This is a genomic window from Phycicoccus endophyticus (genome assembly GCF_011326735.1).
Taxonomy (GTDB): Bacteria; Actinomycetota; Actinomycetes; order Actinomycetales; family Dermatophilaceae; genus Phycicoccus; species Phycicoccus endophyticus.
In genome coordinates this window covers 22505-35800 of record NZ_JAANCN010000013.1, presented here as the reverse complement: position 1 = coordinate 35800, position 13296 = coordinate 22505, and the positions used below count along the sequence as shown (strand labels likewise).

The following is a 13296-nucleotide window of genomic DNA, read 5'->3' as shown; positions in this document are numbered from 1 at the left end:
GTCGAGGCGCCGGTCACCGCGCCGGTGACGGTCTCGGGTAACTCCGTCTCGGTTCTCGGGGACTCGGAGTCGTCGTCGGCGCAGACGGGGACGGGTTCTGGGTCGGGTTCGGCGCAGGGCTCGTCGTCCTCGACGAGCACCGATGGAGATGACTCGGTGGCCGGCGGGAACCAGGTCGAGGCGCCGGTCACCGCGCCGGTGACCCTGTCCGGGACGGCGGTCTCGGTGGTGGGTGACTCGACGTCCGAGGATGCCGCGACCGGCGACGGGGCCGGTTCGGGGTCGGGCTCGGGTCCGTCGACCGACGGGTCGGAGAGTCTCGTCGGTGGCAACCAGGTGGTGCTGCCGGTCACCGCGCCGGTGACCGTGTCCGGGACGGCGGTCTCGGTGGTGGGTGACTCGACGTCCGAGGATGCCGCGACCGGTGGCGGGGCCGGTTCGGGGTTGGGCTCGGGTCCGTCGACCGACGGGTCGGAGAGTCTCGTCGGTGGAAACCAGGTGGTGCTGCCGGTCGCCGCGCCGGTGACCGTGTCCGGGACGGCGGTCTCGGTGGTGGGTGACTCGACGTCCGAGGAGCCGACCACCGGGGGTGACCCCGGCAGCCCGGGTGACCCCGGGACCCCGGGTGACCCCGGCACCCCGGGACAGCCAGGCGCGCCGGGTGACCCCGGGACACCGCCGGGCGCCGACGAGGGCCCGCAGGCCCCCGGCGGCTCCGGCGCGCCGGTCACCACCGCCCTGCTGGGGTCGGCGAGCGGTGTGGGGGGCGCGGCGGTCACCGCGATCGCCCACCTCTCCTCGCGGCTGGCCCAGACGGGTATGGCCGGTGGTCTGCTCCTCTCGGTCGCCCTCGCCCTGCTGGCCCTCGGCGGGGTACTGGTGCTCGCGCCGCGCTGCCGCCTCGGCGTGCAGCCGGCCTGAGGCCGGACACCCGGGCCGGGTACGCCACCCAGGCGTACCCGGCCCGGCGGACCGTCAGGCGTAGTGCGCGGCGGCGTCGACGGCGCGCGGCACGTACGAGCCGCCGAAGAGGACGGCGTGGACGAGCAGCGGGTGCACCTGGTGCAGGAGGACCCGCTCCCGCCACCCGCTCGCCAGCGGCGCGACCTCGTCGTACGCGGCGAGCAGCCGCGGCAGGGACGGGGCGCCGAAGACGGCGAGCATCGCCAGGTCGGCCTCCCGGTGGCCACCGTGGGCGGCGGGGTCGACGACCACCGCCCCCGCAGGAGTCCACAGGACGTTGCCCGCCCACAGGTCCCCGTGAAGGCGCGCGGGAGGGTCGTCGGTGTCATGCGTGCCCGCGGCCAGGGTGCGGGCCAGACGCTCCAGGACGGCCACCTGCTCGGGGCCGAACACCCCCCGCTCCCGGCCCGTCCGCGCCAGCGGCAGCACCCGTGCCTCCGCCGCGAAGACGCCCCAGGCAGGCCAGGACCCCAGCCGGAGGGGCAGTGGCTCGCTGAGGGGCCCGAGCCAGCCGTCGCCGTCCCACCCGGCCGGCGGCGCGCCGAAGGCGTCGGCCCCGGCGCCGTGGATGCGCGCCAGGGCACGGCCGAGGTCCTCGGCGGCCCGCACGCTGGGCGGGCCCTCGGCCAGGTACGGCAGCTCCAGATGGGTGGGCCCGACGTCGAGGACGGGGACGACCGCGTCACCTCCCGCCTCGCCGAGCCACCGCAGGCCGGTGGCCTCCCACGCGAAGTACCCCGGCGGGACGGTCGCGGAGCTCTTGCGGAACCGACGCGGCATGGGGCCATCGTGGCACCGGGCGGTTGGTGGGGCACGACGGGTCGCGGCTAGAGTCGGGCCTGCACCAGGTGACCTCGGAGGACGCCATGACCAACACCCTTGTTCCCCCGCCGCCGCCCGAGGACGAGGACACCGACGCCGCGGCACTCGTGGAGCGGATGACCGCCGAGATCGGCGGTGTCCTGGAGTCCCTCGACGAGCTCTCGGACTACCTCGAGCGGGTCGTCCATGCGGTGCGCCGCGAGGTCACCGGGTGTGACGAGGTGGGCATCACCATCCTGAGCAACGACCGTCCGCACTCGGCGGCGTACACGACGGTGCAGACCCTCGAGATCGACGCGGCGCAGTACGCCCTCGGCGAAGGGCCCTGCCTCGACGCCGCGCGCACCCGCGAGGAGCAGCGGGTCGACGACCTGTGCCAGGACGACGGTCGCTGGCCGCGGTTCGCCGAGGTCTCCCGGTCCGACGGCATGCGCAGCCTGTTCGCCGTCCCCCTGATCAGCGGCGAGGAGTGCGTCGGGGCGCTCAACCTCTACGCGTGGGCCCACGCCGCCTTCGACGGCTTCGACGCTGCCGTCGTGCGGGTCGCCGCCCGCCGGTGCGCCGACGCCGTCGTCGCCGTCACGGCCCTGGACGGGATGCGCCAGCTCGCCGGGCAGCTCGAGCAGGCGATGGCCAGCCGCGCGGTCATCGAACAGGCCAAGGGGGTCATCATGGCAATGCGTGGCATCCCCGAGCACGACGCGTTCGAGGTGCTGCGCAAGACCTCGCAGGACCGCAACGTCAAGGTCCGGGTCCTGGCCGAGGAGGTCGTGCACGGGATCGTGACCGGCAGCACGGGGCTCGACCCGTCGGGGGAGTGACCTGCGTGTCCTAGAGTCGGTCCATGGCGCGACCCCACGCCGCGGCCCTGCTCGAGGACGCGTACACGAACCGCAAGGCTGCGCTCTTCGCGGCCCGCGGCTGGGGCACCCGGATCGTGCCGTCGACCGGCTACGGCAGCACCGCACAGCTGCGCCTGTTCGGCCGCGTGCTCTTCACCCGGGGCCGGCCCGAGGACGAGCCCGAGGAGGACACGTACGCGGCCCGGCTGCGTTCGGTCGAGCTCGAGACCCGCGGCTGGCGGGCCTTCTTCGCCACCCCGGCGGTCGACGAGCCGGTGACCATCCGGGTCAACGAGCGGATCGTGACCACGCGCACCGACCGTGGCGGCTACATCGACCTCGTCGTGCGGGGCCACGGGCTGGCGCCCGGCTGGCACCGGGTCTTCCTCGACTCGCCCCGGGCCCAGCCGATCGACGTCCCCGTCGTCGTTGTCGGCTCCACGGTGACCCACGGGATCATCTCCGACATCGACGACACCGTGATCACCACGTCGCTGCCGCGGCCGATGATCGCGGCCTGGAACACCTTCGTGCGCTCCGAGGGCGCGCGGCGCCCGGTGCCCGGGATGGCGACGATGTACCGGGAGCTGCTGGCGAGCCAACCGGACGCGCCGGTCGTCTACCTCTCGACCGGGGCCTGGAACACCGCACCCCAGCTGACCCGGTTCCTCGACCGCAGCGGCTACCCCGCCGGCCCCATGCTGCTCACCGACTGGGGGCCGACGAACACCGGCTGGTTCCGCTCGGGGCAGGAGCACAAGCGGGCGCAGCTGCACCGGCTCGCACGCGAGCTGCCGAACGTCCGCTGGCTGCTCGTCGGTGACGACGGCCAGCACGACCCGGGGATCTACGGCGAGTTCGCCGCGCGCCGCCCGGACCGGGTGCGCGGCATCGCCATCCGCGAGCTGACCGCCGGCGAGCAGGTCCTCTCGCACGTCATCCCGCTGGCCACCGACGACATCGCCCCGACCCCCCGTGAGCGCCTCGAGGTGCCGGTGGCGCGCGGGCCGGACGGCTACGACCTGCTGGAGCGGGTCCGTGGCATCTGGGAGCAGGACGCGCGCGTGCGCACCCTGCGCGAGTACGCCTCGTCGGTCGTCACCGACGTCGACGACCCACCGGAGTACCTCGTCGACGGACCCGACGAGCGCTGAGTGCGGGCCGGGCGGCGTGGCCCGCAGCGCGCCGCTGCTCGCGGGTCAGCCGGTCTCCACGACGAGGTCCGGCCCGCCGTCGCCGGCGCCCCGCCGGGCCACCGCCGCGTGCAGGTCGGCCCGGGAGAGCTCGACCCCACCCTCGCGGTAGGGGTTGGCCAGGGGTGTCGTCGCCAGGGCGCCGGCCGGGCCGGACACCGATCGCACCCCGTGGCCGGCGTCGCCCGGACGCAGGAGCAGGTCCAGGTGCCCGCCCTCGAACGGCACCCGGGCCTGCAGCGGCCCGGCCGCCGGGTCGAGCACCGGGTCCAGCTCCACCCGCGACCCGCGCCGCCGCACGCCGAGCAGGGCCTCGACGACGAGCCGGAGGAAGAGCCCCGGGCCCGAGGAGTAGACCCGCCAGCCGCCCTCGAGGGGCACGGCGCCGGCCATGAGGTCCGCGTACCGGTCGGCCGCCTCGTACCGGTCGGCGAACACCGCGTCGGACGAGGAGTAGTAGCAGCTGGTCTGGCGCGGGCGGGCGCCGGGGACGAGCGCAGCGGCCCCCGCCGGCGTCGCCAGCGCGAGGGCGCGCAGCAGGCCGGGGCCGTCGCCGGTGCGGGCCAGCGCCTCGGCGTAGCGCAGGTGCGCGTGGACGTACATCAGACCGATCTCCCGACCCCAGAAGGTGCTCGCCTCGGCCCGCTGGAAGGTCCCCATGGGCCCCCCGCCGTAGCCGACCGGACGGTCGAACAGCCGGGCGCCGTCCGGTCCGAGCAGGTGGGCCTCGACGAGGCGCAGGTGGTGCTCGGCGTCCTTCGGGTCGAGGAGGTCCCCTGTGACCGCGTGGATCCACGGGAGCACGCCGTAGGTCAGCCCCGTGCGGGTGTCGCGCGGGTGCACGAGCGGCTCGGTCGTGCCGTCGTCGTGGTGGAGCAGGTACCCGGGCAGCACGCCGTCGAGGAGCAGCTCGCGCCGGATCTCCTCGTGGGTGGCGTCGGCCAGGGCAGCGGCCCGGCGGGCCAGGTCGGGGGCGGCGTCGACCGCCTCGAGCCCGGCCGCGAGGGCGCGCAGCGCCTGGGTCTGCAGGACCGCCGTCCACACCGACACCAGGTGGCTCGCCAGCCGGGGGTCGGCCGGCTGCAGGGAGTCGTTCCAGTCGCCGTGCCCGTAGGCGGGCAGCGGGCTGCCCGCGACGGTGCTCGCCTCGACGTGCTCGAGCGCACGCCCGAGGTGCTCGAGCACCGGGGCGGCCTCGGTGGGCCCGTCGTCCCCGACGAACGGCAGCTGCCGTTCGAGCAGGTCGGGGTCCCCGCTCGCGAGAAGATGCTCACCGGTCGCGAGGAGGGGCCAGAAGACGACGTCGCCGTGGGCGTCCTGCTGGCCGGCGGCGGAGCCGGGGGGCAGGAACTCGAAGGCCTGCGGCCAGTCCCCGCGGGCGTTCTGCCCGGCGAAGACCCGCTCCAGCACCTCGCCCACGATGTCGGGCCGGTCCAGGGCAGTGAGCAGGCCGACCGGGCCCTGGCAGACGTCGCGGGTGCCCCAGGCGCCGCCGCTGTACTGCTCGAGACCGCGCGGAGCCAGGTAGTGCACGACCGCGTCGTGCGCGAACCACGGCACGGCCGCGCCGATGGGGGCGACGAGCGCCGCGTCCTCGTTCGTCTCGGCGGGAGCGATGCTCAGGGTACGGGCCACGCTGTCCCAGAAGGGAGCTCCCTTACCCGAGGAGCCGCCGGCGGCGGCGACCGGGTGGGCGAGGCGCAGCTGCCAGTGTTCGGTCGGTGCGACGGCCAGCGTCAGCCACGAGGCGTCGCGCGCGCGGCCGTCGCTGTGCAGCGGCTCGTCGCCACCGACCGTCACGGCGGCCCCCGACCAGGCCAGCCGCCACCCGTCGAGGTCGAGCCCGTCACCGGAGTGGACGGGCGCCTGCCCACCGTCCGTGGCGAGGGCGAGGAGGACCTCGACCGGGCCGCCCGAGCGCACCGTGAGCGTCAGGCGCAGCTCGTGCTCGTGCTCGGGCGCCTGCGTGCGCACCTCGAGGACGAGGTCCTCGTGGGCGTACCACCACGTGCACGCATCGAGCCCGAGGTGCCAGGCCGAGGGAGCGCCGAGCAGGGTCCAGGTCTGGCCGGTCCGCAGCAGGAGGCGGGCGCCGTGGGCCTGGAGGAGGCCGAGGTAGGAGCGGCGCCCGGTGAGCAGGGGGTCGCGCCCCACGTGCCCGCAGGTGACCTGGGACAGGAGCGTGCCGTCCATCCACACCGTCGTCGTCAGCGCGGCCGGGTCGGGCACCAGCCGGTCGCCGGTGCGCAGGATCTGTCCGTGTGGGCGGAGCACCGCGAGGTCCTTGCTGCCGAGGACAACCTGCCCGCCGTCGCTGGGCCACGCCCAGGGTCGGCCGTCCGGGCCACGCTCGAGGGCGCCCTCGGGGGCCAGCCCGAGCCGGTCGGTCTCCGCGTCGGTCAGCGGTCGGCTGGCGAGGGTCGGCGCGCCGAAGACGGTGCCCGAGACCGGCCGGCCCTCACCGGCCGCGGCGCCCCGGCCCCGGTCGGTCTCGGCGACGGCGACCGAGAGCCAGGAGGCGTCCTGCGGCCCGGTGGCGGCCGGGTGGTCGGCGAGCACGACACCGGCGAACCCCGTGCGATGGGTCCCTCCGGCGGCGAGAGTGACGGGGGAGTCGGCGAGGACGACGAGCGAGTGCTCGTGCTGGTGGCGCCGCGAGGGGAGAGCGCGGGTGTCCAGCCCGGCCCACGTCGTGCCGGAGGCGGTGCGCTCGGTCACCTGGAGGGCGTCGGTGGCCCAGCCTGCACCCTCACGCAGTGACCCGAGCAGCAGCCAGGGCGCGGTGGGCCCGGGCATGTTCTGCCGCACGGCGATTGCCGTCCCACGCTCGGTGCGGACCGGGCTGAGGTCGAGGTACTGGGCGACGTAGTACTCGTTCATGCGTACTGCGGCGGGCTCGGCGAGCGCCGGGTCGTGGGTGAGGACGACGTCGACCTCGACCGGGGTGGTGCCGGCGTTCTCGACGAGGACCTCCCACCGCCACGAGGCGTGCTCGACCGCGTCGGGCTCGCCGCCGACCCCGAGGACGAGGCGGACGCTCCAGTGCAGACCGCGCCAGGAGCCGCGCCACCGCAGCTCGTCCTCGCCGTGCTCCACGGAGGCCCCGGAGCCGGGGCCGAGCAGGGGGAGGCGGTCGGCCCGGTCCCCGTCGAGCACCCGCAGGTGGAGGTTGGCCGGCCCGGCCTCGAGCTCGCTCGCGGGGTAGAGCAGCAGGCTGCGCCCGAAGGCCTCGAAGCGGGACAGCGCACCGCCGGAGGTCAGCTGCGCGGTCAGCCCGTGCGGTCCGGTCAGGACGGGAAGGTCGGGAAGGTCAGGAGAGCTGGGGGCCGGCTGGTCACGCACCCCACTTGCCTACCATCTGCCACGGGCGGCGCACAGCCGAGGGGGACATGTAAGCGGATGAAAGAAGAGGCGGGGTTCGCAGAGGGCGACGCTCGCGGAAGCCGGTGACGGCGAACGCTTCCCGCGCAGCGGCCTGCCGGCCCCGGTGGCGCGCGCCTCCCCTGCGGGGCCCGACCCGGGTAGCGTCGGGGTATGCCCGAGCTGCCCGAGGTGCAGGCGCTGGCGGACTTCCTCCGGCAGCGCACGGATGGGCTCGTCGTCACCGGGGTCGAGCTCGGGTCCTTCCACGTGCTCAAGACCTTCACCCCGCCACCGGAGGCGCTCGTCGGCGCCCCCGTCGACGGGGTCGCACGCCATGGCAAGTTCCTCGACCTCGACTGCGGCGGGACCCATCTCGTCGTCCACCTCGCCCGCGCGGGGTGGCTGCGCTGGTCCGACGCGATGCCGAGCACGGTGCTGCGGCCGGGGAAGTCACCGATCGCGCTGCGGGTGCGCTTCGACGACGCGTCGGGCTTCGACCTCACCGAGGCGGGGACGCAGAAGCGGCTGGCCGCGTACGTCGTCCACCGCCCCGAGGACGTCCCGGGGGTCGCCTCGCTCGGCCCCGACCCGCTCGCCGACGGCTTCACCGAGGAGGTGTTCGCCGGCATCGTCGGGGCGCACCGGATGCAGGTCAAGGGGCTGCTGCGCGACCAGTCGGTCATCGCCGGGGTCGGCAACGCCTACTCCGACGAGATCCTCCACGTCGCCAAGCTCTCGCCCTTCGCGATCGCCGCGTCGCTGGACGACGCCCAGGTCACCCGGCTCTACGCCGCGCTGCGCGAGACCCTCGCGCGGGCCGTCGCCGCGGCCTCGGGCAAGCCGGCCAAGGAGCTCAAGGACGCCAAGCGGGCGGGGATGCGCGTGCACGGTCGCACGGGTGAGCCGTGCCCCGAGTGCGGGGACGTCGTGCGGGAGGTCTCCTTCGCCGACTCCTCCCTCCAGTACTGCGCGACCTGCCAGACCGGTGGCAAGCCGCTCGCCGACCGGCGCACGAGCAAGTTCCTCAAGTAGCGTCCGCGGCTACCGGGCCTGCCCGACGGTGCCGGCCCCGGCTAGGATCGCCGCGTGGGCACCACGACCCCGCACTACCGTCTCGGCCCGGCCCGGCGGTTCGCCAACCGGTTCATGGCCGGCCTGGTCAAGGCCGGGCTGGGCCCCCGGCACGACTACCTGCTGACCACGCGCGGGCGCCGCAGCGGGCTCGAGCGGACCACGCCGGTCACCCTCGTGGAGGCCGCCGACGGGCGCTTCCTCGTGGCGCCGTACGGCGCGGTGAGCTGGGTGCACAACGCCCGGGCCGGGGGCCGGGTCACCCTGCGGCGGGGGCGCCGGGCCGAGACCTGTACCGCGGTCGAGCTCGGGCCGCAGGAGGCAGCGCCGGTCCTGCGGCAGTACCTCGCCGAGGTCGCCATCGTGCGCCCGTTCTTCGAGGTCTCCGCCGACTCCACCCTCGAGGAGGTCGCCGCCGAGGCGCCGCGCCATCCGGTCTTCCGGCTCGAGCCCGAGGGCTGAGGCCCGGCGGGGCGCACTCAAACCCGCCCGACACGCGATGGCGGTGTCTGCGGATGTATCGGATGGACGCTAGAGAGCCCCATACAGTGCGATCGTGGACCCGGTCAGGAACCCCTACGCCCCCGGCGCCGGCCAGCGGCCGCCCGAGCTCGCCGGGCGGGACGAGCAGCTCGACGCCTTCGACGTCGTCCTCGAGCGGGTCGCCCGGGGCCGCCCCGAGCGCTCCGTCGTGCTCACCGGGCTGCGCGGGGTCGGCAAGACCGTCCTGCTCAACGCGCTGCGCTCGGCGGCCGTCCGTGCCGGGTGGGGGACGGGCAAGCTCGAGGCGCGGCCCGAGCAGTCCCTGCGCCGGCCGCTCGCCTCGGCACTGCACCAGGCGGTGCGCGAGCTCGGCCCCGCCGGGGGCGCGGGGGAGCACGCCCTCGGGGTGATCCGCTCGTTCGCCCAGACCCCGCCCGTCGACGCCGGGGGTCGTGGACGGTCCGCGCCCCGGCTGCGTGACCGGTGGAACCCGGGGATCACGGTTCCCGCGGTCGCCGGGCGTGCCGACTCCGGGGACGTCGAGATCGACCTCGTCGAGCTGCTCTCCGACCTCGGCGGGATGGCCTCGGACACCGGGCGTGGGGTGGCCGTCTTCATCGACGAGATGCAGGACCTCGGGCCCGATGACGTCTCCGCGCTGTGCGCCTCGGCGCACGAGATCAGCCAGTCCGGGCTGCCGCTGATCGTCGTGGGCGCCGGGCTGCCCCATCTGCCGGCGGTGCTGTCGGCCTCGAAGTCATACTCGGAGAGGCTATTCCGCTACTCGCGGATCGACCGGCTCGACCGGGCGGCGGCGGATGCGGCGCTCGTGCGGCCCGCCGCCGAGGAGGGCGCCCAGTACGAGGCGGATGCACTCGCGGCGATGTACGCCGCGACCGGCGGCTACCCGTACTTCGTCCAGGCCTACGGCAAGGCGGTCTGGGACCGGGCGCCGGGCTCGCCGATCACCGCCGGGGACGTCGAGGTCGCGGCCCCCGAGGCCGAGGCCGAGCTGGCCGTGGGCTTCTTCGGGTCGCGCTTCGAGCGCGCCACGCCGGGGGAGCGGGAGTACCTGCGCGCCATGGCCGACGTGGCGGCTGCGGCCGCCGAGGGGGAGGAGACCGAGGCGGTCCCGACCGCGGAGGTCGCGGCCCGGCTGGGGCGCAAGCCGCAGTCGCTCTCGCCCGCCCGGGACGCCCTGCTGAAGAAGGGCCTCGTCTACTCCGGGGAACGCGGGCTCGTGGCCTTCACCGTGCCCCACTTCGGCCGCTACCTGCGCGACCACTCCTAGAGCACCGCCGTCGGCGTCGAGCGGTCTGCGACGACAGAGGCCTCACCCCGAGGAGACCGTCGTTCTTCACCTGCGACATACACACCGCCGCCTGCTGGGCGTTCGGTGATGGGGCCGGGGCGGCGAGCACGGGGCAGGGGACCTCTTTGATATCATCAGATATCGGAGGTGGTTCGCGTGGCTGATGTCCTGATCCGCGATGTCCCCGACGCGGTTCTGGCTGGAGTTGACGCGCACGCCTCACGGTTGGGCCTATCGCGGGTGGAGTACATCCGCCGACGTCTGGCCGCGGATGCGGCGACCTCGGAGAGCACGGTCTCCGGGTCCGACCTGCGCGCGTTCGCCGACCTCGCCGGCGACCTGGATGATCCGCAGGTGATGGGCGCAGCGTGGCAGTGACCGAGTGGCTGGTCGACAAGTCAGCCTTGGTCCGGCTGGGTGACAGCCCGGATGCGGAGGACTGGGCCGAGCGGATCGAGCGAGGCTTGGTGCGCATCGCGACCGTGACCCGCTTGGAGGTCGGTTACTCCGCTCGCAGCGGTCACGACGCCCGCGCCCTGTTCGCTCGGCCGCCGTTGTCCGCCATGCCGGTGGAGTACCTCACCCCGGCCATCGAGGATCGCGCGCTCGACGTACAGCTGCTGCTGGCGGCACAGGGGCAGCATCGCGCCCCGTCGATCCCTGACCTCGTCATCGCCGCCGCCGCAGAGCTTGCGGGGCTAACCGTGCTCCACCTCGACAAGGACTTCGACCTCATCGCCAGCATCACCGGCCAACCCGTCGAACGCCTCAGTCTTTGAGGAGAGCCGGCGCGGGCACATGCCCCTCTTCGCCGCGGGTCGACCTACCGGATCGCGGTGATCCGGATGTTGGTGGACGAGCACGCCAGCGCCCATACGCGTGGCATTCCCTCAGACGGTCGACGCCCTGCGCACCGTCGCGGTGAACTCGGTGGAGATCTCGGATGCGCGAGTGTTCGTCTCGTTGTCCACAAGCGCCAGGACCTCAAGCCCGGCTTCCTGGCACATGGCAACAAACGCGTGAGGCGTGTGCCAGTGAATGACCCACTCGCGGTCCACTGATTCCGTACCGCTGGACGTGGTCCGCTGGTACCGCGACGTTGTGACTCTGGTGCGGGTGTCCTTGTCGTAGGTCTCACTGAGCGGGGTGTAACTGAGTTCGACGCCAGGACCATCCGCAGCCGTCCGGCTGACCCCCATGTCTGCTTGGGGTGTGGGGTCAGGAATCCACAGCGGTATGAGGGCAGCGCCGTGGCCCGTCAGGTGCCTGGAAATGGCTTCAAGTGCGCGGGTCGCTGTTCCGTCATCCGCAAGCAAGTTGAACGTCGGCCCGGCAAAGTAGATGGACGTGTAGCGACGTGCGAGGTTCAGCGCTTCGACTCGCTGCTGGTAGACGTGGGTGGAGATGCCCCGCTTTGCAGCGTTCTGTCGACAGCGATCGACCATGTCGGCTGAGGAGTCGACCCCGTCCACGACGAGCCCGGCGACGCAGAGGTCGAGCATTGGTTCACCGTCGCCGCACCCGATCTCCAGTGCTGGTTCACCCGTCGCTCTCACGAAGTCGATGTACGGCCCGGCCTCGAAACTCGATGACTTCAACTTGGCGTAGGCATCAACGACGATTCCCGAGTAGAAGTCCGCAGGTTCCATGTCCGGACCCTGCCACGCAACCGACAGCGCCAGCACCTCGTTTTCAGGCGGCGCACGGACCGGTGATGCGTCCGCTCATCGCCATTTGCGTACGAATGCGACCTGCGTCCAACCGCCGCGAATCGTCCGTCGCGAGTCCGACAACGGTCGAGCGCCGTTGCTGCCACACTCAGAATGTGCCTGCGGTCAGGTCGTCCGTGATCCCGGTGGTGAGCACCGTCGCGCTGGCCACCGTCGCGGTGCTGCTTCTCTTGCCTACGTCGGGGGTCGACACCCAGCCGCCAGTCTGCTGGGCTGCGGGCGGGTACGAGGTGACGTGCAGTCAGGCGCCGGCGTGGGGAGCGGCCGTGGTCATCCTCGTCGCTGGTGGGTTGGTGACGTGGCGGGTCCGCGGCGGTTGTCGGGTCCCAAGCGTTCCCGCCGTGCCTTCCTCACGCCCCACAAGAGCGCCACGAGCGGCAACAGCGCCCCTGAGAGAGCCGCCAGCCCGAAGAGAGAGTCCCGTGTCAATCGATCCCACTGAGCCAGGAGACTGCCGATTCCCATGACGGTAAGAACTGCGGCGACGGCCAAGACGACGACCGTGCCGCTGCTGGTCCTCCCGACGGCTTGGTCCTCGCTCACGCCCGCATCGTAGAGCGCGCAGCAACAGGCGGCTATCGGCCGCGTGATGACGTGGCATCGGGGGTGGTGGACTCCCGCGCTTGAATAGGTCGCGGCTGCGCAGCGATGCTCGGGCTAGCGTCGGGGGATGGCCGGGGAGCGACGGGTGAGCATCCACGGGGGTGTGGTGCGTCGGCCGGTCGCGCCATGGACAGACACTGTCCACTCCCTTCTTGCGCATCTCCATGCCGCTGGACTGCCCGTCCCTGAACCCCTCGGCGTCGAGGGGGCGCAGGAGGTCCTGCGTCTGGTGCCCGGGGAGGCGGGAGAACAGGCGTGGCCCCACCAGAGCTTGATCTCGGCAGTCCGCTCCGCGGGATCCCTGCTGCGAGCGCTTCACCTGGGGACTCGGTCGTGGGTCCCACCACCGGGGGCCCGGTGGGCCGTCCCTTCGGAGGGTGGGTCGACGGTGTGCCACGGTGATCCGAAGCCGACCAACATGGCGTGGCGGGACGGAGTCGCCATTGCGGTGTTCGACTGGGACATGGCCCGCCCGGCTCCCGAGGTCAGCGACGTCGCCTACGCGCTCTACTGGTTCGCACCCTTCGACGTCGACGAGGCCGAACTGCGACACCGGCACCTCTCGAAGACCTTCGACGCTCATGCGCGGATCGAGGCGTTCCTGGACGGCTACGGCTGGACCGGTCCACTCGATGTCATGCAGGCGGTCGCCGATCGACGCGAGCAGGCGGTGAAAGAAGTCGTGTACCTGGGCGAACGCGGACACATGCCCCACGCCGCGTGGGTCGATGCCGGCTGGCCAGACCGATGGCGCACTGAACCTCGACTTCCCTAGTCAGATCATCGGCCCAGAAACGCGCCAGCCGGTCATGCGGCAAAGCTCAGCAGCCGCCGTGGACCAACTGTCCCTTTCCAGCGTCTGCCGGGCGCAGTTGTGGCGTTCCCGGTACCGCCTAGGAGCTCATGGTTGGTTG

General features: G+C 73.4%; 13 protein-coding genes. 9 read left to right on the top strand and 4 right to left on the bottom strand.

From position 1 onward, the window contains the following. The first annotated feature begins 24 nt into the window (after nucleotides 1-24). The gene (locus G8D98_RS15630) at nucleotides 25-921 is read left to right on the top strand and encodes a collagen-like triple helix repeat-containing protein (RefSeq protein WP_276509393.1); all 897 of its coding nucleotides are present in this window, start codon (nucleotides 25-27) and stop codon (nucleotides 919-921) included. Between the two features lie 54 nt (nucleotides 922-975). Here the strand turns inward: G8D98_RS15630 and G8D98_RS13075 are convergent, their stop codons facing one another. Beyond that, the gene (locus tag G8D98_RS13075; protein WP_166104151.1) at nucleotides 976-1743 is read right to left on the bottom strand and encodes a fructosamine kinase family protein; all 768 of its coding nucleotides are present in this window, start codon (nucleotides 1741-1743) and stop codon (nucleotides 976-978) included. Nucleotides 1744-1811: 68 nt separating this feature from the next. Between G8D98_RS13075 and G8D98_RS13070 the strand changes: the two genes are divergently transcribed. After that, entirely contained in the window at nucleotides 1812-2606 is a 795-nt protein-coding gene (locus tag G8D98_RS13070; protein WP_166104148.1) for a GAF and ANTAR domain-containing protein, read from the top strand. Nucleotides 2607-2629: 23 nt separating this feature from the next. Continuing rightward, entirely contained in the window at nucleotides 2630-3781 is a 1152-nt protein-coding gene (locus tag G8D98_RS13065; protein WP_166104145.1) for an App1 family protein, read from the top strand. A gap of 45 nt (nucleotides 3782-3826) precedes the next feature. Here G8D98_RS13065 and G8D98_RS13060 read toward each other — a convergent pair whose 3' ends face one another. Beyond that, a complete protein-coding gene (locus G8D98_RS13060) occupies nucleotides 3827-7162 on the bottom strand; it encodes a hypothetical protein (RefSeq protein ID WP_166104142.1) in 3336 nt (1111 codons plus the stop codon). 192 nt (nucleotides 7163-7354) lie between these two features. On the opposite strand from G8D98_RS13060, the gene G8D98_RS13055 reads away from it, so the two are divergent. From G8D98_RS13055 to G8D98_RS13035, 5 genes are all read left to right on the top strand, one after another. Further along, nucleotides 7355-8215, top strand: coding sequence for an Fpg/Nei family DNA glycosylase (locus G8D98_RS13055; RefSeq protein ID WP_166104139.1), 861 nt, complete (start codon nucleotides 7355-7357; stop codon nucleotides 8213-8215). A gap of 54 nt (nucleotides 8216-8269) precedes the next feature. Beyond that, on the top strand, nucleotides 8270-8716 hold the full coding sequence (locus G8D98_RS13050) for a nitroreductase family deazaflavin-dependent oxidoreductase (RefSeq protein ID WP_205859785.1): 447 nt from the start codon (nucleotides 8270-8272) through the stop codon (nucleotides 8714-8716). A gap of 94 nt (nucleotides 8717-8810) precedes the next feature. Next, entirely contained in the window at nucleotides 8811-10028 is a 1218-nt protein-coding gene (locus tag G8D98_RS13045; protein WP_166104136.1) for an ATP-binding protein, read from the top strand. 177 nt (nucleotides 10029-10205) lie between these two features. Beyond that, on the top strand, nucleotides 10206-10427 hold the full coding sequence (gene vapB, locus G8D98_RS13040; protein WP_166104133.1) for a type II toxin-antitoxin system VapB family antitoxin: 222 nt from the start codon (nucleotides 10206-10208) through the stop codon (nucleotides 10425-10427). Beyond that, a complete protein-coding gene (locus G8D98_RS13035) occupies nucleotides 10418-10828 on the top strand; it encodes a PIN domain nuclease (protein WP_166104131.1) in 411 nt (136 codons plus the stop codon). The genes vapB and G8D98_RS13035 overlap by 10 nt, the downstream gene beginning before the upstream one ends. 111 nt (nucleotides 10829-10939) lie before the next feature. Here the strand turns inward: G8D98_RS13035 and G8D98_RS13030 are convergent, their stop codons facing one another. Beyond that, on the bottom strand, nucleotides 10940-11698 hold the full coding sequence (locus G8D98_RS13030) for a class I SAM-dependent methyltransferase (protein WP_166104128.1): 759 nt from the start codon (nucleotides 11696-11698) through the stop codon (nucleotides 10940-10942). A 351-nt stretch (nucleotides 11699-12049) separates the two neighbouring features. Then, nucleotides 12050-12322 (bottom strand): hypothetical protein, encoded by a 273-nt coding sequence (locus tag G8D98_RS13025; RefSeq protein ID WP_166104125.1) that lies wholly within the window; start codon nucleotides 12320-12322, stop codon nucleotides 12050-12052. A gap of 127 nt (nucleotides 12323-12449) precedes the next feature. Here G8D98_RS13025 and G8D98_RS15625 point away from each other — a divergent pair, with 127 nt between their 5' ends. Beyond that, complete coding sequence (locus G8D98_RS15625; RefSeq protein ID WP_166104122.1) at nucleotides 12450-13157, top strand: phosphotransferase; 708 nt, start codon at nucleotides 12450-12452, stop codon at nucleotides 13155-13157. Nucleotides 13158-13296 lie beyond the last annotated feature (139 nt).